Here is a 22119-nt window from a genome sequence, read left to right as displayed (position 1 = left end):
GCACTTCATCTTTTTGTCGGCTCGTGGGGCTGGTCCTGTGCAGCAATGCGTCGATGGTTTACTTCGCTTTGGATTCGATCCGTGTGGCAGTCGTCACGACGCTGGCCTGTTCGCTGCTGCTTCAGGCCTGCTATTTCGGCTGCGTGCTCTTTTTCGCGGACGTCGATGATCTGTAGAACTGTTCATTCGCTCCGCAGAGGGCCGGCGAATCCAATCTCTTCCTAAGCCCGTTGGCCGTAATCGAAAGACACGGGGCCGGCGAGTTCGTGCTCAGCTGCCACTGTGCTAGCAAGGGAACGGAATCCAATCCCGGAGCAGATGGCCAGAGTTGAGCGAAGACTGCGGTCGGAGCTCCTGCGCTTCCGGGTCTCCAAGGGGACGACTTTGCGAACCGAAGGGACTTTGAACCGTTGACGTGGCCAGCGTGCGGTAGGTTGGGCCAGCGACAGGGATCCCGGCCGGCCGGGAAGCACCGCCCTCTCAATGTGCGTTGACTTCGCTTCCTTTGGCGAAATGTGGGTAACGGCGAGGGCCGCACTCTTCCCGGGCCGTCGACATTCCCGCCCTTTTGGTGCGTGCGCCGTTAGGCGCGACAATTCGGTGCCCGCGTGTAACTGCGCGCATTCGCCGAAGCTTAGACGTGGTGCATTCCCGCTCGCCCGTTTGGCGGACAGTTCCGGCCGTGCTGGTTTTGCCGCCTAACGCCCGCCGCTCGTCACTGCCACACCCCTCTCCGGCAACGGCTCGGCGCATCGCGCAAGCCGGTTTAGCGATCAGGCCAGGCCCTTCGCGAGTTCCAACGCCTGCCGTTCGAAGAGGCGGCGGTAAATGCCACCATCGAGATTGATCAGGGCGGCATGATCGCCGTCCTCCATGATGCGGCCACGGTCGAAGACGAGCAGCCGATCGAGCGAGCGGACCGTCGACAGCCGGTGTGCGATGACGAGTGTGGTTCGGCCCACCATCAACCGATCCACCGCTTGTTGAATGAGCACCTCGGATTCCGAATCGAGGCTCGATGTGGCCTCGTCCAGAATAAGGATCGGCGCGTTCGCGAGGAAGGCGCGCGCGATCGCCACGCGCTGGCGCTCGCCGCCGGAGAGCTTCAAACCCCTTTCGCCGACCAATGTCCCATAGCCCTTCGGCAGGGGCGCGATGAATTCGTGGGCACTTGCCAGTCGTGCCGCTTGCTCGATCTCGGCCTGGCTCGCGCCAGGCCGGCCATAGGCGATGTTCTCGGCAAGCGACCTGTGAAACAGGATCGGCTCCTGCTGCACGATCGCGATCTGCGAACGAAGGGACTCTTGGGTCACCTCCGAGACGTCCTGACCGTCTATCAGGATCCGGCCGCCGCTCAGGTCGTAGAGTCTCTGGATCAGCTTCACGAATGTTGTCTTGCCGGAACCGGAGGGTCCAACCAACCCAACCCTTTCGCCAGCTTCAATCGACAGCGAACATTCGCTATAGAGCGGCAGGGGATGGTTGGCGTAGCGGAAGTGGACGTTCTCGAAATCGATACGGCCGTTCGTGATCCGGATCGGCTTGGCCTCTGGACGATCGGCAACATCCACCTGCTGATTGTGGATGGCCACCAGTTCTTCCATATCATTAACCGAGTGCTGCACGTTGCGGACATGCATGCCGGCATCACGCAGATAGCCCTGCAGGACGATGAAGGACGTGAGAACATATGCTATCTCGCCCGGCGTTGCCTGTCCATGCGACCACAGAAGCAGGGCATATCCGACCACCGCCACCCTGAGCGCAACCAAAGTTACGCCTTGGGTTGAGCCGATGATCGTTCCGCGCACCCAGCTCCGGCGCGCGCGGTGCCGCCATTTCGTCATGATATTTGCAAGCCGCTCGTCTTCGCGAACCTCTGCGCCGAAGCCCTTGACCACAGCGTTGCAACTGACCGCGTCCGCAAGCGCGCCGCTGAGCCTTGTGTCCCATCGGTTGGCAAGGCTCGCCGCTGGCGCGACATAGCCGAGCGACAGCGAAATCGAAAACGCAAGGTAGACGAGAGAGCCGCAAGCAAAGATCACGCCCATGACCGGCCAGTGCCAGCCGAGCAGCACCGTCGAGCCGATCAAGATGACAAACGACGGGAGCAGCGTGACGAGTATCGTGCTGTTGAGGAGGTCGAGCGCCCACATGCCGCGCGTTATCTTGCGCACTGTCGAGCCGGCGAAGCTGTTTGCATGCCAGTCTGTCGAAAAGCGCTGCACATGATGGAACGCTTCGGTCGCGACGTCGGAAATCATTTTCAACACCAGGTCGCTCAGGCCAATGAAGGCGACGTGGCGCATGGCAATGCCACCGAGTGCCAATGCAATCGGTACAGAGAATGCTGCAACAGCTGAATCCGAAGCTGGTGCTGCCGCATTAGCAGCACGAGAAACAGCGTCGATGAGTCGGCCAGAATAGAGCGGCATCAACACGTCAGCCAGCGTGGAGGCGAGCATCGCGGTCATGATGATCGCGAGCCGGGCCGGCTGCCTGTTCCAGAGGCGAACAGTGAAGGCGAAAACGTCGCGACAAGTGGCGCCGCGCCCATGGACGGGGAAACGTCTCATAGTTTCCAAGCGGGCGCATCAACACGCTCGGTCCCAAAGACGATAAAAGACAAAACTGGAATTTCGACCTCCCCCATAACAGCATCAATTTTGGCGGGCAGCTCTTGCCGCCTCACGACGGTGAGTTCAAAAGTCGTGCCAACTGAGCGGGAACATCCGAAGGACAAATTCAGCAGGTTACCGAGCCTGGAGAAAGTCAGCCGCCATCCAGTCGATACGATTGCTACGGCTGCTCAACTCGGGAGATTGGAAAAGAAGGTCGATGTATCGATTGAATTTTGAGCTTGTTCTTGCCTCGATCAAATAAGTACAGTTGCAATGCAGCTTTCTCAGGCCCGGCACTTAGGTGCTGATTTCAAAAGCGCGCCGCGAATACTTTCCTGCCCATATTCCGTCAATCGAATGCTCGACTGTCGGATTGTGCGCTCCCCGACACAGTGCTGTCGGTTCGCCTCCTGGGTACCTCCCCCGTCGATTGACGACCTGAAGGAGAAGCTTCGCTCGCAAGCTGGCACGACTCTTGAGGGTACTCCAGGTGGCGGAAGGAACTCCGGCTCGAGTCCCGTTGACTTCGGATGTTGCGAGGCTGGGTTGGAGCAAACTGTGCACCAATGAGAACGCAATGAAGGAGACATCATGGAACTCCGGCGGATTGCGGTGGAGTTAGACCTATTCCTCAAGATGACTGATGATGTCGCTCAATCCGAACAGTTGTTCGAACTGTTGTCTGCGTTTGCGCTGAATTTCGATTGCCCGTGGATTGCCTATGGGCCGCTCGCATCAGAGAGGGCTTTCAAGCCGAACCGGGAGGGTTCTGTGGTGATGTGGAATTATCCTGCTGAATGGCAGGAGCGCTACTCGAGAATGGGCTATGCCAAAATAGACCCCCTCATCAAGAAAGGTCGAAAGGAGGCGGGACCCTTTCGATGGAGCGAGGTGTATACTGATGAAAACATAACTGAAGATGGACGCCGCGTCTTGGACGAAGCAGCAACATTCGGCTTGAGGTCAGGCGTTACCGTCCCATTACATGGCCCTGGTGGCAGCTTTAGGTTTGTGAGTTTTGCTCAATCCTCGGACTGCGAATTGCAGAATAGAGCGATCACCTACCTGCAAATGGCCGCGCTGCGGTTTCATCGGATGGTTACGAAGTTCGACACTACGACTGCGTCGGAACGAGCTCATAACCTGTCTCCGAGAGAAATAGAGTGCATTGATTTGGTGTCACAAGGAAAATCATCTTGGGAAATAGGAACTATTTTAGGCAGATCACGAAATACGATAGATTTCCATTTAAAAAATGTAATGCGGAAGTTGGATGCGACCAGCAGAACGGTAGCTGTTGTAAAAGCTTTGAACCTTGGGATTATCCAACCGCCGTAGGTGCGCAGCTAGTTCTCCGCCCGTAGTAGCGCGCGTGATAGCCGAGACGCTCCGGCGTGCGCTCGCTCTTCGAAGCACCCAGCGCCTCGTCCATCTCGGCCTCGAGCACCTCCTGCATCACGGCGCGAATCACCTCGTGCAATCCATCCGGCTTCGAAAGCAAAATGTCGTTGACGCTGCTACGGCGGATTTATCTTCAGGCTTGGTCCTGGTGGCGATGCTGAGTTCGCTTCGCTGAGATTGGGCGGTCATGACAGGGTGGTGTTCAATGTCACCGATTCCTGGAAGAAATTACCATCCGTATTAAGCGACTGACGATGAGTGATGTGTGTCCAAAATCTGACAGCTGTCAGAAAACATTTCGGGTTCAATACAGCGGAGCGTCTTAGCCCTGTCGGGCTTTTCGAAGCCTATCTCGCAGTAACTGCGCGCCAGGCGCACTAGCTCGGCCTTTGCTGGTCGATGTGCGGCAATATAGTGTGAGGGCTGACCCGCATGAGAACACGGAACTCGCTCGATGAAGGATGATCGACGGCATCCAGAAAGCTTCTCTCCGGCGGGTTCGAGGGTGCTGCGCGCGCATCTCGGCGACGGGCCAGCGACCAACGGTTGAGGCTACATCTCCGGAGCGAGTGATGCCTCGAAAGATGCAATGCTGTCTCTGGTCCGACGCGCTGGAAGTTTGTGAAGGGTCGGCCCGGCAAATCGGTGAACCGGGCGGCTTAGGCTGCCAAAAAGGGTAGATGTCTGCGTTGCCTCGGTAGATCAGCAGGCGGTATCAGAAAGCCAAAGGCACACGCACACCATCGTGGCGCTTCGCAGGAAGTAGATGGGAGTAATCACCAGTGATTTTACCGGAACTTCGCTCAGCAAACACAGCCGGCAGGGTTTTGGAGATAACGACGACCACGGGATGCGTCGTAGGATGTTCATATTGTCCCCAGGACAAGTTCGCGGTCCGGCAAAGAAAAGTGTCTCATGCGAGTCATCTGGATCTTGAAGATTTCAAGCGGTGTCTGGCCCGCGTACCGACTTCCGTCGACATTGGTTTTGCGGGATACTCCGAACCTTGGCTCAATCCGGACTGTACCGAAATGGTGGAGCACGCCTTCGCCAAAGGCCATGGCATCAGGATTTTTACGACGCTGGTGGGAATGAACGGGCAGGACCTGCAGCGATTGCAAGCCTTGCGCTTGGGCGTATTCGTGGTCCATGTTTTCGATGACGGCACCTACATGAACAGCCGCCTGGTCGGAGACAAGTATCGCGATCTGGTTCGTCAACTCGTCGACGCGGACATCCCCTTGATCCGATTCGTGGCCTTGGGCGAGCCCCACCCAGATATAGCCGACATTATTCCTACCGAAGCCCTGATAAAAGCGCGGCCGGTGAGCAGTAGGGGTGGAAGCGTCGACCCTAAGATCGTTGCACCACGTCAGCCAGTGGTCGGAGCCCTAACCTGCGTGGACGCACGACAGTATCGGAATGTTCTTCTTCCAAACGGCGACGTTACCCTGTGCTCTATGGATTTTGAACGGCGTCACGTATTGGGCAACCTTCTATATGAGGGTTACTCCGCTCTGTTTGAAAAGCCAGTTTTTCGCGAAATCGTCGACCGCATGAATGGAGCAGATGGTTTTCTGCTTTGCAGGATGTGTGAATTCGCCGACCCAAACGACCGGACCTGAGTGCATGCCGGCCGAGAGGGCGTGCCTGGCAGTGCGGATGGCCCCACGACAGATGCACCTGCCCGCGACGCCATCGTGTTTTCACGTTACGCCAGTATGTTCCTGTAGGCGCGGCAGTGGGCCTCGAGCATTTCGGAGACGAGCTCATCGAAAGGTCTTCGCCTTCCAACCGAGCTTGTCGGCCTGCCTAGCTTGAGGTAACGCCGATCACAGGTCAACCATCGGTCGGATGGAAACAGTGTTAGTCGATCCCGATCAGAGCTTGATTGCTTACTCACGGCTCACCTCGTCAACGCCTTCACCCTCCCGGACGATCTCCTTTTCGACTCGCCTGAAGGCAGCAGCCCAGCTGCGGCCGGGGATGGTTGCCGTCGCGGTAGTGGACGTTCTCGAAACCGATGCGGCCCTTCGCCAGCGCGTCTCCCGGTTGCTTCCGCCTGGCCTACGAACGGGCTTTCCGTCAAGGGGGTCCACGGCGGCCCCGCCCTCTTGATCCGGCGGCTCGGGCCAGTCATCGCGCAAGAGATCGGAATCCGCATTCTTCTCAAAGAGAGCGTGGCTTTCGCTGTGTCATCGGTCATCAAATAGTTTCTTGAATCAGGTTGGTGTCCGCAGCCCGAGGTTGAACGGCGAATATTGATGACCGCCGCGAAGCCGCTCGCTCGCTACGGCGCTATTGAGGAGCGCGCTCGCGAGCGGCTTCGCTACCGCCGAGCGACACAACCTCTGGCGACGCGACCCTGCTGATCTCCTTGGACTCATTCATTTGTCCGGAGCGCTATGGGCAGCGAAGGGTGGGTACGTCAACTACCTGATGCCATAGTAGCGATGCTTTCGCGGAAGCTTTAGAAGCCATCCTGTTGCAGCACATTCGAAAGCATCCGAATGGAGGGCAACGCAACCCAACAATATTTGATGAGGATGCCGGCATCACCAGACCAAACCCAGACCAAACAAAGCTGCCTCCGGCATTCTGCTTCAACGTTAAGCGACGAACATCTGCCGCAAACCACTAGCCATTAAACAGCTCTCTTCTTTGAAAGACTATGTGCAGAGGACTTGATATGGACACCGACGCTTTCACGGCTCATGAATCTAACGTTCGTCGTTATTGCCGGGCGTTCCCCACCGTCTTTACGAAGGCCCTTGGGGCGACGATCTGGGACGAGACGGGTAAGCCCTTTATCGATTTCCTGGTGGGTTCCGGCGCACTCAACTACGGGCACAACAATCCGGATATTATGGCGCCAGCGATTGAATATCTCGTCGGTGAGAACATTCTTCTGTCGCTTGATATGCATACGGCGGCAAAGCGTGACTTCATTGAAGGGTTCGTCGATTGGATCCTGAAACCCAGAGGCCTTTCGTACAAGATTCAGTTTCCCGGGCCGACCGGCACGAACGCCAACGAAGCGGCGCTGGCGCTGGCGCGAAAATACACCGGCCGCTCGAGCGTCATGGCCTTTACGAATGCGTTCCACGGCATGTCGCTCGGCTCTCTAGCGGTGTCGGGCTCGGCCTCAACCAGGGAACTGGGAGGCGTCGCTCGCCACGATGTGATCCGTGTTCCCTATGACGGCTATCCGAGCCAAGCTTTCGATTCCGCCAGTTACATCGACAGCGTTTTGAGCGACCCGGGGAGCGGCATAGAAAAGCCTGCCGCAATCATTCTGGAGACCATCCAGGCCGAAGGCGGCATGAACGCCGCATCCGCAGCTTGGCTCACGGAAATTCAGCGCATTTGCCGTACGCACGGCATTGTTTTTATCGTCGACGATATTCAGGCGGGTGCGGGCCGAACTGGCGATTTCTTCTCATTCGAGTCCGCGAAAATCGAACCGGATATTGTGTGTCTTTCCAAGTCCCTAAGCGGTTCAGGTAGTCCGTTGTCCATCGTTCTGATTCGACCCGACTTGGACATATGGAAGCCCGGAGAACATAGCGGGACCTTCAGAGGCAACAATTTCGCCTTCGTGACGGCAGGAGCCATGTGCAAGATGTGGTCGGATAGGAAATTTACTGCAGGTGTCGAGCGGACAGCCGTCAGGCTGCAAACGCACCTCGATCGCCTGGTTGCGAAATTTCCAAGATACATCGAACAGAAGCGCGGCCGCGGTCTGATGGCCGGCCTGAAATGCCGTTCACCGGCAGTTGTCGGCCGCGTGCACGATGTCGCATTCGAAAATGGCCTTCTTATCGAATCCTCGGGGCCAAATCGCGACGTTATCAAAGTCCTCCCACCGATAACCATCACCGATGCCGAACTCGATCGTGGCATCACCATCCTTGAACACGCACTACAGGAGCAAGACAATGCCTAGTCAGATATCTCAAGTGCCAGCCATCTCGCCGGTTTCGATCAAAGAACGGACCGGGTCGATCAACACGGCGGAGATCATCTCGGTCCTGAAAGGTGAGCTCACCGCTCTGCACATCAAGCAAGCTTTCAGCACCGAAGTAGCCGAGGAGATCACTACGAACTTTATTGGAAGCTCTGGTCTCAGAGAGCGTAAAGATGGTGTGCCCGGACAATATGTCGGCGCATCTCACTACAGGAAGGATGCAGCCACCTATTTCGCAGACGCCGAAAACGCGCGGCCGTACGTCGATGCCCTTTTTAAGAATTTGGTTGACCCGGTTCGAGCAGTATTCAGGGCGTTGAAGCGAGAGCTTCACAACCAGGGAATCGAATTGCGGCTAGCCCGTTCCGAACACGGCCAGGCCAATGTTTGTCGCGGCCTCAGTTGGTCGGGCACAGGCACATTTTCCTTGGATCCCCACGACGACGTCGCTCAAGTCTTACGTGCTGGCGATGATTACGAGCTTTCTGCGGTGGCGCACAATACGGTCGCAGCGCTCAACCTCTATCCCAGCATGCCTGAGGAAGGCGGCAATCTGAAGCTCTGGAGCCACAAGCCGACGGTTGCGGACCGGATATCGCAAGGTGTGGAGACCACTGGATATCCCTATTCGGCAGCCTATCTGGAAGCCGTCCCTTGCCGCGAGTTCGAGCTCAAAACCGGGGATATCGCCCTAATCGATGGCGGCTTCGTTCACGGGGTTACCGGTCAATTAGGCGACGGAAAGCGTCGCCTAGTGCTGAATTGCTTTTTCGGATTTGCGCGGCCTGATCTTGTTCTCTGGTGGACGTGACGTTGGACCTCGCAGCGATCGACTGGCTTGGGCCGTGAGTTGGCGTGGCCAGGCGTGTGACTGCTCATGCTGCCGTCATACAAGCCGAACCTCGAACCGATTGAAATGGCCTTCGCCAGACAGTTTGGGCTGATGCCTTTGCAGGCTACAATTCAGGACTCGCCCTATGAAGAAGCAGTTTACTCCTACAAACGATGTAAGCCTCGCGATCTTTGATCGTCTTGAGTCTGAGGTGCGGAGCTACGTCCGTGCGTTCCCAGTTCTGTTCGATCGAGGCGTCGGCACTGCCCTCATAGCTACAGACGGTCGGGAATACATCGACTTCTTGGGAGGCGCGGGAGCCTTGAATTACGGGCACAACAACCCAGCCTTCACGCGGGCGTTGTTGGACTACATTGCGCGCGACGGAATTGTGCACGGGCTCGACCTTGCTACGACCGCCAAGAAGGCCTTCATCGAAGCTTTTGAGCAGTTTATTTTGAAGCCCCGCGGTCTGTCTTATAAATTGCAATTTACTGGCCCCACAGGTACGAACGCGGTCGAGGCGGCTCTGAAGCTAGCTCGCCAAGTGACCGGCAGGTCAAACATCGTTTCGTTTACGAACTCGTTTCACGGAGTCAGCGCTGGGGCGTTGGCGGCAACCGGAAACACGAAGTTCCGAGATGCTGTCGGCTTTCCCCTCGCGCACGTGACATCGTTGCCGTACGAGGGCTATCTCGGCGCTTCAGACACGATCGAGTATTTCGAGAAGCTTCTCGATGATCCTAGCAGTGGTCTCGGCAAACCCGCTGCGGTGATCCTAGAAGCAGTGCAGGGCGAAGGCGGTGTCAATGCTGCTACCGTTGAATGGCTGCAACGGCTGCGTGATCTGACCTCTCGGCACGAGATCCTGATGATCCTCGATGATATTCAGGCTGGTGTCGGTCGCACAGGGAAATTCTTCAGTTTCGAGGCGGCTGAGATCGTGCCGGACATCGTTACCCTGTCAAAGTCGTTGTCTGCAATTGGAACGCCTATGGCCCTTGTCCTCATGAAGCCTGAACTTGATGTCTGGACGCCGGGTGCGCACACCGGCACGTTCAGGGGCAACAACTATGCTTTCGTCACTGCTCGTGCGGCCCTTGAGACTTACTGGTCCGACTCCAAGTTTGAAGATGAGATTGCTCGCAAATCAGCCATCTTGGCTCAAGAACTCAAGTCGATCGCAGACGACTTCCCCAGCCTTGCTCTGAATGTCCGAGGCCGCGGCTTGATGTATGGACTCGTATCACCAAAGCACCACTCATTGCCGGGGCTCATTTCCCGGGAAGCTTTTCGTCGCGGCTTGGTGATCGAGATCGCTGGCTCGTATGGTGAGGTGCTCAAGTTCATGACAGCCCTTACCATAACCGAGGCTGAACTGCGCCGTGGTCTGTCGATCGTACGCGACAGCATTGGCGCGGTGCAGGACAGCATTTCAGCGGAGTAGGCATTCACTCAGTCCCCCCTACCCAGTCTGGGCTTATCAAGCAAAGGAAATTCCGCTTTAGACGTATGCGATTGTATGGAGACGGACAGCAAAAATGGACACTCGGAGAGCTCAAACAATGGACACCGACCGCTTGACGTGATCGAACGACAGTACGGCATGTGCAAATCAATACACACTTCTTGCTCGTTGCAAGATGAAGGACGACGTCCAGGGCCGGTGAAACCGGTATTCTAATATATTATATAAGTAAGATGGTAATATTGCTGGTTTATCACGAGCGAAGACGAACGGTACACAACACATTAGAAATTAACTTGTATAAGAGGTCCGGTATTTCTTATCCTTTCTGATGAAAAATAGAACGGATTTTGTGCGACGTCGAAGTTTGGCGAGACGAGTGTAAGGCGCGTTCGCGAACCTTACACCGTTACGTTCTGAAGGAGTTGAGATCGTGAGTGATATGACAGCCCGAGACGATGAGATAAGCCTAGCCGAACGCGTAACGCAGCATTTGAAACCGCATTTATGGGCAAAGGCCAACCGGCTCCTTATCCGTAAAGCAATCAGCGAATTTGCACACGAGTTGCTAATTGCTCCTCGACTCCAGCGAATGGAAGGCGACTGGGGGAAGTATGTGCTGGAAAGCGAGACCCCTGGGTTGGAGTATTGGTTCCAGGCTCGGCGCCTCCTGCTAGATCACTGGCAAGTGGACGCCGGCTCTCTGGAGAAAAGGATTGAGGGCAGGCCGGCCCCCCTGGATGCGCTTGATTTTGTTATTGAGTTCAGCCGCCATCTTGGCATAAAGGAAGAGATGATGCCGGTTTACCTGCAGGAGATCAGCAGCACGCTGTATGGCAGCGCGTACAAGCAGGCCAAAACAGAGATATCCGCCGCAGAACTGGCTTTTGCCGATTACCAGATCGTTGAGGCTGGCATGACGGAGGGCCACCCGACCTTTATCGCGAATAACGGTCGCATTGGCTTTGACGCGCTCGACTATAGTCGCTATGCGCCGGAGGTGGGCAGTTCGATAAGACTCATATGGCTGGCCGTCCATAAAGAAATGGCAACGTTTAAGTCCATTTCAACGCTCGACTACGACCTTCTCATGCACGAGGAACTCGGTCGACAGGCGCTGGAACAGTTCGACGCAGCGTTGCGTCAAAAGGGACTAAACTCGACCGATTACATCTATATGCCAGCGCATCCTTGGCAATGGTTCAATCGGCTCTCAACTATCTTCGCGGCGGATATCGCCAACCGGCACATTGTCTGCCTAGGCCAGGGGAAGGACATATATCATGCCCAGCAATCGATCCGCACACTTTTCAATATAAGCGATCCGCATAAACGGTACGTGAAAACGGCGCTGTCGATACTTAACATGGGGTTTATGCGCGGCTTGTCACCGACACACATGCTGGCGACGCCCGCCATCAACGAATGGTTGAAGAATTTGCTCGACAGTGACTCCTATTTAGCCGCCAACGGCTTCAGCATCCTTCGCGAGGTCGCGACGATTGGCTATCGCAATCGTTGTTTCAACACCGCCCTCAAGAAGGACTCCCCTTACAAGCAGATGCTTTCTGCGCTGTGGAGGGAAAGCCCCCTTCGGCAGTTGAAAGAAGGGGAACGTCTGATGACAATGGCGTCGCTGCTTCATGTCGATTACAATGGTGAAGCACTCGTGACAGCCCTCATCAATGCCTCGGGGTTAGACGCCGCCGCTTGGCTACGCCGCTATTTTGAATCTTATCTGGCGCCGCTTCTCCACTGCTTTTATGCTTACGATCTAGCGTTTATGGCACATGGAGAAAATATAATTCTAGTTATGAAAGATCACGCTCCGACGCGAGTTATCATGAAAGACATTGGCGAGGAGCTTCGTATTCTAGGCGGAGATCTCAACGTGCCGGAGGAGATTAAGAGGATCTGCATTCAAGTAAATCGCGACATGAAGCACGACTTCATTTTCACCGACGTTTTCGACTGCTTCTTTCGTTACTTGGCTGTAACACTCGAAGAACATCTTGATTTTCCGTCGACACACTTCTGGCAGCTCGTAAGCGAGTCCATCCTTGGCTACCAGACGAAACATCCGGAATATGACGAAAAATACAGGCAGCATGACCTATTCGCTCCAGAATTTCTGCGACGATGTATGAATCGACTGCAGATACAAAAAAACCAGCAAATGGTGGACTTCGGTGATCCGGGAGAATACCTGCACACCGTCGGCACGCTGAAGAACCCACTGGCGGGCATTCGCAAAGTGACCAGTGCAGGTTAAGCTTGAAGGAGGCGCGTATTTTAAATGAACAATGTAGTTAGCCGGTTTTGGGCCAATACCATACCCCCCCCTTGGGGTAAGCAACCCCTTGCGTAAACGCCGCCGCAGCATGTTGCGCGTATCAGGCGCCCGCTCACCAGCGCGTCGCCTGCTTCCATTCTGAAAGGAGGCGCCTAATTTTTTTATCGCCTTCGGGCCGGCTTTCCAGGTGCCGTCAACACTGACACGGTTAGGCGCCCAAAGCTTGATTTGTGTAGACCTCGCTACCTTAAGCATAAACCTCGTCGAACGCCTTCAATCAAGCACTGCGGCCTTGACGCTCATGCTAGGAGATCATGGCCGCGTTGGAGGTAAGTGCGGCTCTAACTTATGGCTAGAAGGGAGCTTCTCATGTACATTCTAGAAACGCCGCGCCTAATCCTAAGGCCACCGTCGCATAGCGACGAGCTTCTTCTACATGAGCTTCATAGCGATCCATTTGTGGTAAATGCCATGTGGGATGGAGTCTATCCGACCCGAGAGCAATCGAAAGCTAAACTACAACAGTTCATCCATCATTGGCAGAGCAATGGTTTCGGCTTATGGATGGTGTTCGTAAAAGGCGAAGGCCAAGTCGGAAAATTCGCAGGCTACTGTGGATTGATGTACAGTGGCCCGTATCTGCCCGAAGATCCCACTAATGTGGAAACCGTATCGTGCCTCCACCTTGCGTCTTCCGGTAAGGGGATCGCCGCAGAGGCCGGCAGGGCAGCGATCCAGTTTGCTTTCGAGAACCTAACGCTCGAGAAGGTCACTTCATTCATTCGCCCAACGAACACGCGTTCGCTTCGGAAAGCACCGAAAGTAGGCCTTCGCTATGTAAGAGACCGGGTCTACAATAACGTAGTTATGCGATATTTTGAAGTGACAGTCTTGACTGCTGTAAAAATCGAAAAAGTCGTCGTTATCTCTTGTTAGTATCATTGTTTCTCGGAAGACGGTGATGCAAGAAACCGTAGGCGAGCGCTGCTCTCGCCCTACGAACTTGCAATCATTCACACCGACGCACCGGCGTGTCCGGAGATGCATGTGCCCTGGAATTGAGAGCTTGTCGGTTCAGAGATAGTTCAGATGGGTCGCTCGGTCTCGCTTCGGGCATGCCCTCGACCGATTTGGCGATCAAATCGCTCCGTTACAGACGGCATGATGTGGAGCTGCCGCGCCGTAAGTGACCATATCTCAGGCGGTAGGAGGAGCGCTTTGCTGAAGAAGCCCATCACACTTGGTACCTTGATGGGGAGTTGCGTGGTTTTCGATTATATCGTCGTGGGTGGTGGCTCCTCTGGATGCGTGATGGCGAGCAGGCTCTCCGCCTATGGCGCTCGCGTGCTGCTCATTGAAGCTGGCCCTGATACGCCGCCGAATGCCATTCCTGACGACATCCAGGATGGCGACCCAACGCGTGCTTACCTTAATCCCGGTTATCGATGGCAGTCACTCCACGCGACAACGGTGCGAGGTGGCCGCAAGCCTGTCCATTACGAACAGGCGCGCGTCATGGGTGGCGGCTCCAGCATCAATGCCCAAGTCGCCAACCGCGGCGGGCCCGGAGATTACGATGAGTGGGCCTCAAGCGGTGCAACGGGCTGGGGTTGGGAAGACGTGCTGCCCTACTTCCGTCGTCTAGAATGCGATTTGGATTTCGGCGGGGAATTTCATGGCACGAACGGCCCCTTGCCAATCAAACGTGTGCGCCAATCAGACTGGTCGGGCTTCATCCGGGCAATCTCCGATGCTTACGATGCTTTGGGGCTTCATTTCAGGCCAGACTTCAATGGTGCATTCGGTGATGGCTATTCAGTTGTCCCATTGACCAACCGCAATGGTCATCGGGTCTCCTCCGCGATGGCGTACTTACCCGAAACCGTCCGCTCTCGCCGCAATCTAACGATTTTATCCGAAACGACAGTTGCGCGGCTGACCTTTTTGGGAACAACGGTAACGGGGGTCGAGACGGAGAACAAATCGGGCGTGCAATCGTATAGCGCTTCTTGCGTTATCCTGTGCGCAGGAGCACTCCATTCACCCGCCATATTGATGCGCTCCGGGATCGGCCCCGCGAAGGAATTAGTACAATTCGGAATCCCTATCGTTGCAGATTTGAAAGGTGTGGGCCAGAATCTTCAGGAACACCCCACGATTTGCGTTTCGGCCTATTTGAAGCCGGCCGATCGCTTGTCACCCGGCGTGAGCGAATATATTCAGATGCACGCCCGCTACTCGTCGGGTTACGAAGGCTGCCCGTCGACCGATATGGCAATATCGACTGTTGCCAAATCATCCTGGCACCCGCTGGGGAGGCGCCTCGGCACTCTCGCCGTGTGGGTCAATCGCAGCTACTCGACGGGAACTGTGGCGCTCAAGGGTAGTTCGCATAAAATAGAGCCGGAGGTCGATTTCAACTGGTTGAGCGACAAGCGGGACGCCGAGCGCCTCAAGCAGGGCTTTCGCTTCATAGTCCGCCTGCTGCAGCAAGATTCGCTGTCCTCTGTGGCGCTGGACCCGTTTCCGTCAGCGTTGAATGCGCGAGCGAAGCTGGTGAGCAAGGTCACAAGCACAAACTATGCACTCACGTCATTTCTGGCGCTGCTCATGGACGCGTCGCCGCGGCTGCGCCGTGGGCTGATTAGGCGCGTCATAACGGATGGGGATAGCATTTCCGATCTCGTCAACGACGAGAAACATCTGGATCGGTATATTCGCCAGAACGTCATCCCAAGTTGGCATCCGACGTCGACCTGCAGGATGGGGGCAGCCGCGGATCCTGGCGCTGTGACCGATCCGTCGGGACGCGTTCATGGTATTTTGGGTTTGAGGATCGCCGACGCTTCCGTCATGCCATTTTGCCCTCGGGCGAACACAAACATTCCGACGATTATGGTGGCTGAGAAATTGGCCGACACAACCTTGAGAGACGGCAGACGGAGCTAAATCGCTGCCTGCTTTGCTGCTCGGCTAGTCGTCTCGTCGAGACGGCGGATAACGTCGACAAGCGCTTCCTCAGCTCATGTGCTCCTTGGTGCCGCCAGGCAGAACGCCGAACCCGATGTAGATGGCTTTTTTGCGAACGAAGTCTTCGTCCCTGAGCTTGACCGCTCGACCCGGATAGCGTCGAAAAAGACTATGGGATAGGAAAATTTCGAGCGGTCGGTTTCTGCCATTCGGCCATCGTCCGGGACGGCGTGTGTGATGGACGAGCTCAGGTAGCTGGCGATACCTCGCGTCATAGAGCTCTTCGAGATGGCCGATCCTGCCATGAAACCCGGAGGTCGGCGCTGGTCTGGATTGAGCCTGGAAGTCATAAAGCAATTCAGAATTGTAAATCGCTCTTAGTATCTTGGCCGTGATAATGTTAAACTAACCGCGACGGATGTAACAATATATACAACTATATTAACATACAAATCGTTGTTATCTTCACCAGGAAGCGCTAGAGATCAATTGCTAAGACGGAATCACCGCCCAGCCATCGGCTTAGCCTTAGAATGGGACATCATGTCGACTTTCGTTATTATTGGAAGAGACGGCGCGTTGCCCACATCCAAGGAACTGTCGACTTTGAGAGCCGCGGCAAACACTAATCAACTTAAGCGCCCAAAAAGGGGATTGACTATGACCACGCTGCCGAAAATTTCACTTTCGAAATTGAGAGACGATGCAACGCGACGTGACGAGCGCCAGCGCCTGCAAATGGCATGCCAGGAATACGGGTTCTTCTACCTTGTCGAGCACGGCATCCCCGGGGAACAGATCGCGCAAGCCATTGAGGCTTCCCGGCGATTCTTCGCATTGCCACAGTCGGTTAAGGAACGCTACGGGCACGCCTTTCAGGACGTGTACCCCACTGCCGCCCGTGGATACAGTCCTTTACACGGCGAAATGCTACATCCTGAGGCCGGCTTCGATCCAAAGGAGGTATTCGACCTCGGAATTGAGAACGAAGGCGACCGGCGTCCGTTCTCCGGCCGCACGCGCCTTCCGGATGAAGCCTTGGCTCCTGGCTTCGCAAGAAACCTGCTTGCTTTGCAGGCTACCGTGCTCGCCGGGATTGTCCCCCAGATCGGGGATGCGCTGGCGGACCTGATAGGTATGGAAGAGGCATGGTTCCAACGCCATTTCAGCACGCCGACGCTTGGGCAACGCGTGATACGGTATCCAGCTCGCGGCGGCACTTGCGCAAAGCACACGGATCATGGCTTCTTCACGCTGCTGCTGCAAGAGGAACTCCCCCTGCGTTCCTTGCAGGTGTGGTTCCGCGGTCGATGGATGCCGGTGCCGAGCCTGCCCGATAGTCTCGTAGTCAATCTGGGCGACCTCCTTCAGGTCTTGAGCGACGGCCGCTTCAAGAGTACGCCCCACCAGGTCGTGCATAGTGGTCCGACTGATCGAATTTCGCTGCCCTTCTTTATTTATCCCGAGATCGACGCTCGCCTGACTTCGCGACAAGGGCAGCAAGTTAGTGTTGTAGAAATGATGCTGCGCAACGTTGAGTCAATATGGGTGACTGGGAATGGCGCCGGACGCGCGCGCGAACTGCAATGATTGTCTGCTTTTCTAAAGCATGCGCAATTATGGCGCCGACGCGGTGCAGATCTCCGTGGTAAGCTGGAAGAACTCTCGCATCCGCTAGATTGTCCCGCCGTCGCGCGTGTAGCGCGGCGGTCGGAAGCCCGCTTCGGGATGAATGCACCTATGGTGTCAGATTGTTTGCATCGTGTGGTCGCAGGGAAAGATCGCACTAGATCTGCACCGCTGTCGCAAACGTGCTGCGGGAAAACCTGAGGGAACTTGATCCCATGATAACGCTCGCCCAACTCGCGCTTGACGTATCGCGAACCGAGCTCCCGGGAACCAGTTCCAGCGCGACCACGACGCCGTCACAGGCGGAAAGATCTTATAACACCCGGCGGTCGCGTGCTGCACGTCTTGCGGGCCGGTGGCAGTTATCGCAAGCCGTCAACCTTTCAGGCCGAACACCTCGCGCCCTGGAGCCCATTCTCAGCCGGAGCCCGCCCCTCATGGAGATTCGTCTCGCAGGCACTGCCGACCGCGATGCATGGCGGTCCCTTTGGTACGCATATTGCGCCGACCAAGGTCTCAATTCATCAGAACAGGCGACAGATAGGATCTGGCGGCGCATCGAGCGCCCAGACGAACCGATTAACGCGCTGATCGCGGTCTCAGCAACTGGCGTTACCATAGGTTTTGCTACCTTTGTCATTCACCCGTATACTCTTAGCGATCGTCCGGTCTGTTTTCTCGCAGATCTCTATGTCGACGAGTCTTCGCGGCGCCAGGGGATTGGCCAAGCCATGCTCACGAATCTGGCCTCCTACGGTCGCGACCAAGGCTGGCTGAGAATCTATTGGAATACGGACAGATCAAATTATCATGCGCGGGCGCTCTATGACAAGATCGGTAAATTGAGTCCATACCTTACCTACTACTATGACCTGTAGACTTGCTCTGAGGTCGTAACGAAAGCGCATTGACCTGCCCCAGTCTTTTAAACAGTGGCGAGTAGACTAGAGGTGCAGCCATTTATGTTGCGCACATGGGCTTGCAGCGGAATGTATTTTCGGCGCGATGATCCATTGATCAGGCAAGGACCGTGTTCGAGGTAAACTCCGTGCGGTGGTCTGCGACGATCATGCCGGGCTTGCCGCGCTGGGCGATCAGGTCGTCAGTTCGCGAGCAACGCGGCGACCAGAGATCTGTGTCCGGAATCGCGTAAGGCATTCGCGCGTCACGTCGTCGACGAGTTGATCGGCCGCAGGAGAACTGGTCGTACAGCGACCAGCGTGCGTTCGGCTTCGCCTCGACACGGATCGGCCCCGCATGCCGACCGCCGCTCGCCGTCCGCACTTCAACAAGGTAGGCGACATCTCGTCGACCGGCAAGATCTATTCCGGACGTCCGCGCTGTCGTTATGACAAGCCATATTCTAATTTAGATCTCAAAAATCTTCCGGGGAGCAGTGGTCAGTACCTCGACGCCGGAGTCTGTGACACGGAACGTTTCGCTGATGACGTATCCAAAATCCTCCTCGATCCAATTACCTAACATCAGGTGAAAGGTCATGTTTGGTAGCAACTCTGTCATATCGCCATCCTTAAGGCTTGCGGTCGGCTCCAACCAACCAATGCCGTGTGCATAGCCGCAACGCGTCTCCTTTTTGAGGCCCCGCTTCTCGATGCTGCGATTGAAGGCGTTGGCAACATCGCTGCAAGTCGCTCCTGGCCGTATCGCATCAAGAGCGACCTCAAGGCCGGCGACTTGGATCTCATGCACGCGACGTAGACGATCGGAGGGTGAGCCGATCGTGTAAGTGCGCATAAGCCCAGCACAGTAACCATATCGCGCACCGCCGATTTCGAGATTCACCTGCGATCCATAGCGAAAAACGTCCTCGCTCCACGGAATGTGGCACGTTCCCGTTCGCGGTGATGAACACAAACTTATTCCCTCGATCCCGCTTCCTGGCTTACCGTTTGCGCCGCGCACCAACGTTGCCACAATTTCCGCGCACGCGTCTGCTTCACGCACCCCGGGGCGTATTACCTCAGCAGCGCGTCGAATCGCGGCGTCTGAGATTGCCGCCGCCTCCCGCATTACAGCTATCTCGAGATCTGACTTGATGAGCCTTTTCCAAGTGACCGCCTTAGTAGCATCGACGATCGTGGCACCAGGCAGGCGCATCCTAAACTTTTTCGCCGATTGCGATGGAAGGCAGCATAGCTCGATTCCTATGCCTCGACTCGCGAGGCCGACGTCCTCCAAGTAATCGACTACCGCGTCATAGCCATCCTTGTCAGGATTTCCAATATACGCTTCGGGGTATGCGACGATTTTGTCGCGCTCCATAAAACATTGATGAATGGCTGCCGGCGCATCACAGCGGCGCAGAATGAACGTCGGTTCCTCTTCTCGTATCGAAACCACAACGGCCTGAGGAACATAGGCTGATAGCGCGGTGTACCCCGTGAGATAGGTAATGTTATGTTGGTCGGAAACGACGAGCGCGTCGATATCGCACCGACCCATTTCGAACTTCACCGAGCCGAGCCGGCGAAGGTATTCACTTCTAGGGAATGCCTGGGGTCCCTTGGATATATTCATAAGTTTGAACTCCAGCTATGCTTTTGACAACAAGGCGAGCTATTGCGGGTAAGAGTTCTTATGCTGGCGACGGATCACCTCTCAGTTGGGGGGGAGTCGTGGGGCTGCAGATCGCTCCTGTTCGCCCGACGGCGGTGTGATAGACCAAGCGATTAAGTCGACAGCTCGTTGGAGTATCGCTTCGGTCTGAGCAAGGCTGGGTGAAACGGCGACGACATGTCCTATCCAGTCTCGAAAATCGCCTTTCCTGAAGATCGGCGCGTTGGGTTCAACATACAATTTGATTTCAGCGACACCTGGTACCGCGATCGCCTGACTGCCGCCATCGATCCAATCGAGGGTGCCGTCGCAATCAGCAACTAGGAACCGCGCGGCTGCGGTCTGCAAATGCCTTCTGCGCAAATCCCATTCCTCGCCGACGACAAGCTTGATGTGCTCGGTGACCAGATCGACACCGCTCGCCAGTTGGACCAGTTCAGGCTCAAGCGCACCAGCAAGACGCGGATTCACTTCGATTACAACCGGGCCATGATTAGTCAACCGGAGCTCGATGTTCGTTGGCCCCCAATTAAGGCCAAGAGCTTGCAAGCACCTCAGCGAAACATCAACGATACGGTCATGATCGTCTTCCGCAAGCGGGGCCGGGAAGGTCGTTTCACGGAAGACGAAATGCGGTGGGGGGCCGAAATCAACGGCGACAATCCCAATAACCTCATTGCCCATTATCTCCACGCTATAAAAAGGGCCGCGCGCGAATTCCTCAACCAATATCCTCGGCGAAGACGGCCAGATGTGCTTCCCACCCAACAGATAGGTCGTGTGGTCAGCTAACTCATCGGCGTTGCGGCACAATCGGACACCGATGCTACCGCTGCCGATTGCCGGCTTAACAATTACGGGAAAGCCGATCTCCGCGACAGCGCTTTCTACTTCTGCCACATTCAGCGCCATGCGATAAGCGGGTATCGGAACTCCGGCTTCCGCAAGTAGCTGGCGCTGAGAGAATTTGTCACAGCATCGTTCAATCAATTCGGGGTTGGGTCCCGGTAAGTCGAAATGCCGACATAGTTTGCCAACGGTTGCATAGACCGACTCGTCGATGCCCGAGAAGCCCGTGATACCAGCGATGTCATTGGTCTCACGCAGCCTGGAACATTCGCGAATCAAGGTATCAAGATTGGTTGTATCGACACGGATTGCCTCGCTTCTTTCCGCCGCAAGATACTCGTACTGTGTTGGATCAACTGATAGTGTAATTGGATGAAAGCCAAGACGCCGGGCCGCGTGGATGTATCGTATTCCATTACCTCTTGCATGGCCTTCAACCAGGATGAGAGCTTTCCTTGACATTGGCTGTTCTCCACTCTGCGTTTTTGTCGATAGGTCGTTTTGCCATCGTGGACCTCAGACTTAAAGACAACGATCCAAGGCCAAACATTCCGTGAAATTGGTCGCCTCTACCCGCAGCCGCTGGCTGAAGCTGAAGTTGCCTTTGGCGCAGCAAAATCGTCTTCCCAGATCTGGGCAGAACCGATTGGGCTTGATGGCAACTGACCGAATAGTGGCCGAGTGGGATAATGCACTGTATCGCGTACCAGAGTACTGGGGACGAGTACGCCCTTGACCGGGACCCGGCGCCACGAGCTGTCACCGAAAGGCCCTACTAGGGAGTGAGTTTTAGCGCGTTATCGCCGGGAGAGCCCTCGCGAATCGAGAACGTTATCCTTCCATCGTCGTCTATTGCACCCTCGTAGAACATGTGGTCGCAGATAGAATTATCCCGGTGGAAAGTCAGCACTCGCGGCTTGATCTCCACCATCTGATGCTCCTCGATGTATGCGGAGGAGCAAACGATTATTTCGTCCCCGACCTGACAGGTGCGAGCAGCGGCTCCGTTCAGCACGCAGCAACGAGAACCCCGCTCTCCATAAATCACGTAAGTGCTGATTCGAGCGCCCGATGATTTATTCCAGATTTCAACGAATTCCATTGGAAGGATGCCGGCTTCGTCGCAGTGATCTGGATCCAAAGTTATTGAGCCCCGGTAGTTCAAATTCGCGTCGGTCACAGTTATTCCATGAAGCTTGGCGGCAACAAATTTTCTCATCTACATTTCCTCTCGGCGGTGGGACACTGCGTCGACAAGCGATTGCTGTGTCTTGGTTTCAGGATGGATGGATGGACGTTCTGCGATTTGTCGTATTGTGGTTCTTAGGACAAAATTGATTACTCTGGCGTGGCCAGCACGAGACAGTCAGGCGAAGGCTGGTTGTGGTGGGCGGAGGCATTGCCGGCCGGCTGTCCCCCATTGGTAATGCCATCCGATACAGTTCCGACATGTTCCGTTCCTTTAATTAGTTGTGATTTCAGGTGACTGTGCCAATCGGCCCGTTCAACTGG

Annotated in this window: 16 protein-coding genes and 3 pseudogenes; 12 read left to right on the top strand and 7 right to left on the bottom strand. The window is 55.7% G+C overall.

Annotated features, from left to right (window positions below; genetic code table 11):
• The first annotated feature begins 53 nt into the window (after positions 1–53).
• Positions 54–176: an exopolysaccharide production repressor protein gene (locus P9236_RS18260; protein ID WP_127248688.1), complete on the top strand. Its 123-nt coding sequence runs from the start codon at positions 54–56 to the stop codon at positions 174–176.
• Positions 177–773: 597 nt separating this feature from the next.
• Here the strand turns inward: P9236_RS18260 and P9236_RS18255 are convergent.
• Positions 774–2576: an ABC transporter ATP-binding protein gene (locus P9236_RS18255; protein ID WP_063169366.1), complete on the bottom strand. Its 1803-nt coding sequence runs from the start codon at positions 2574–2576 to the stop codon at positions 774–776.
• Here P9236_RS18255 and P9236_RS18250 point away from each other — a divergent pair.
• Both P9236_RS18250 and P9236_RS18245 read left to right on the top strand, forming a co-directional pair.
• Positions 2556–2858, top strand: a complete 303-nt coding sequence (locus tag P9236_RS18250; RefSeq protein WP_127262113.1) for a hypothetical protein — start codon at positions 2556–2558, stop codon at positions 2856–2858. The two genes, P9236_RS18255 and P9236_RS18250, sit on opposite strands and share 21 nt — an antisense overlap.
• Positions 2859–3212: 354 nt before the next feature.
• Complete coding sequence (locus tag P9236_RS18245; protein WP_063169365.1) at positions 3213–3959, top strand: LuxR family transcriptional regulator; 747 nt, start codon at positions 3213–3215, stop codon at positions 3957–3959.
• Between the two features lie 16 nt (positions 3960–3975).
• Here P9236_RS18245 and P9236_RS18240 read toward each other — a convergent pair.
• Positions 3976–4211: pseudogene (locus tag P9236_RS18240) on the bottom strand (transposase); the annotation flags it as partial.
• A gap of 719 nt (positions 4212–4930) precedes the next feature.
• On the opposite strand from P9236_RS18240, the gene P9236_RS18235 reads away from it, so the two are divergent.
• From P9236_RS18235 to P9236_RS18205, 7 genes are all read left to right on the top strand, one after another.
• Positions 4931–5647, top strand: coding sequence for an SPASM domain-containing protein (locus P9236_RS18235; protein WP_224571099.1), 717 nt, complete (start codon positions 4931–4933; stop codon positions 5645–5647).
• Between the two features lie 1064 nt (positions 5648–6711).
• Positions 6712–7968, top strand: coding sequence for a diaminobutyrate--2-oxoglutarate transaminase (gene ectB, locus P9236_RS18230; protein WP_063169362.1), 1257 nt, complete (start codon positions 6712–6714; stop codon positions 7966–7968).
• Positions 7961–8800, top strand: a complete 840-nt coding sequence (locus P9236_RS18225; protein WP_063169361.1) for a hypothetical protein — start codon at positions 7961–7963, stop codon at positions 8798–8800. Before ectB (P9236_RS18230) ends, P9236_RS18225 begins: the two co-directional genes overlap by 8 nt.
• Positions 8801–8966: 166 nt before the next feature.
• A complete protein-coding gene (gene ectB / locus P9236_RS18220; RefSeq protein WP_063169360.1) occupies positions 8967–10268 on the top strand; it encodes a diaminobutyrate--2-oxoglutarate transaminase in 1302 nt (433 codons plus the stop codon).
• Between the two features lie 463 nt (positions 10269–10731).
• The gene (locus P9236_RS18215) at positions 10732–12561 is read left to right on the top strand and encodes an IucA/IucC family siderophore biosynthesis protein (RefSeq protein ID WP_063169359.1); all 1830 of its coding nucleotides are present in this window, start codon (positions 10732–10734) and stop codon (positions 12559–12561) included.
• A 390-nt stretch (positions 12562–12951) separates the two neighbouring features.
• On the top strand, positions 12952–13518 hold the full coding sequence (locus P9236_RS18210) for a GNAT family N-acetyltransferase (RefSeq protein ID WP_158515808.1): 567 nt from the start codon (positions 12952–12954) through the stop codon (positions 13516–13518).
• 282 nt (positions 13519–13800) lie between these two features.
• Entirely contained in the window at positions 13801–15531 is a 1731-nt protein-coding gene (locus P9236_RS18205) for a GMC family oxidoreductase N-terminal domain-containing protein (RefSeq protein WP_224571100.1), read from the top strand.
• Positions 15532–15612: 81 nt separating this feature from the next.
• Here the strand turns inward: P9236_RS18205 and P9236_RS18200 are convergent.
• Positions 15613–15756 (bottom strand): annotated as a pseudogene (locus P9236_RS18200) (transposase); the annotation flags it as partial.
• A 456-nt stretch (positions 15757–16212) separates the two neighbouring features.
• Here P9236_RS18200 and P9236_RS18195 point away from each other — a divergent pair.
• Positions 16213–17142, top strand: a complete 930-nt coding sequence (locus P9236_RS18195) for a 2-oxoglutarate and iron-dependent oxygenase domain-containing protein (RefSeq protein WP_063170383.1) — start codon at positions 16213–16215, stop codon at positions 17140–17142.
• Between the two features lie 476 nt (positions 17143–17618).
• The gene (locus tag P9236_RS18190) at positions 17619–18059 is read left to right on the top strand and encodes a GNAT family N-acetyltransferase (protein WP_158515807.1); all 441 of its coding nucleotides are present in this window, start codon (positions 17619–17621) and stop codon (positions 18057–18059) included.
• A 142-nt stretch (positions 18060–18201) separates the two neighbouring features.
• On the opposite strand, the pseudogene P9236_RS18185 reads toward P9236_RS18190, so the two are convergent.
• The 4 genes and pseudogenes from P9236_RS18185 to panD all read right to left on the bottom strand — a co-directional run.
• Positions 18202–18432: pseudogene (locus P9236_RS18185) on the bottom strand (IS3 family transposase); the annotation flags it as partial.
• Between the two features lie 117 nt (positions 18433–18549).
• Entirely contained in the window at positions 18550–19719 is a 1170-nt protein-coding gene (locus tag P9236_RS18180; protein ID WP_063169356.1) for a Xaa-Pro peptidase family protein, read from the bottom strand.
• Positions 19720–19800: 81 nt separating this feature from the next.
• The gene (locus P9236_RS18175; protein WP_082826583.1) at positions 19801–21069 is read right to left on the bottom strand and encodes an acetyl-CoA carboxylase biotin carboxylase subunit family protein; all 1269 of its coding nucleotides are present in this window, start codon (positions 21067–21069) and stop codon (positions 19801–19803) included.
• A 313-nt stretch (positions 21070–21382) separates the two neighbouring features.
• Positions 21383–21826, bottom strand: a complete 444-nt coding sequence (gene panD, locus P9236_RS18170) for an aspartate 1-decarboxylase (RefSeq protein WP_063169354.1) — start codon at positions 21824–21826, stop codon at positions 21383–21385.
• Positions 21827–22119 lie beyond the last annotated feature (293 nt).

Origin of the sequence: Mesorhizobium sp. WSM4884 (assembly GCF_029625675.1) — a bacterium.
Classification (GTDB): Bacteria; Pseudomonadota; Alphaproteobacteria; order Rhizobiales; family Rhizobiaceae; genus Mesorhizobium.
Note: the sequence above shows the minus strand (reverse complement) of the source record. Positions and strands in the feature narration are given on the sequence as shown.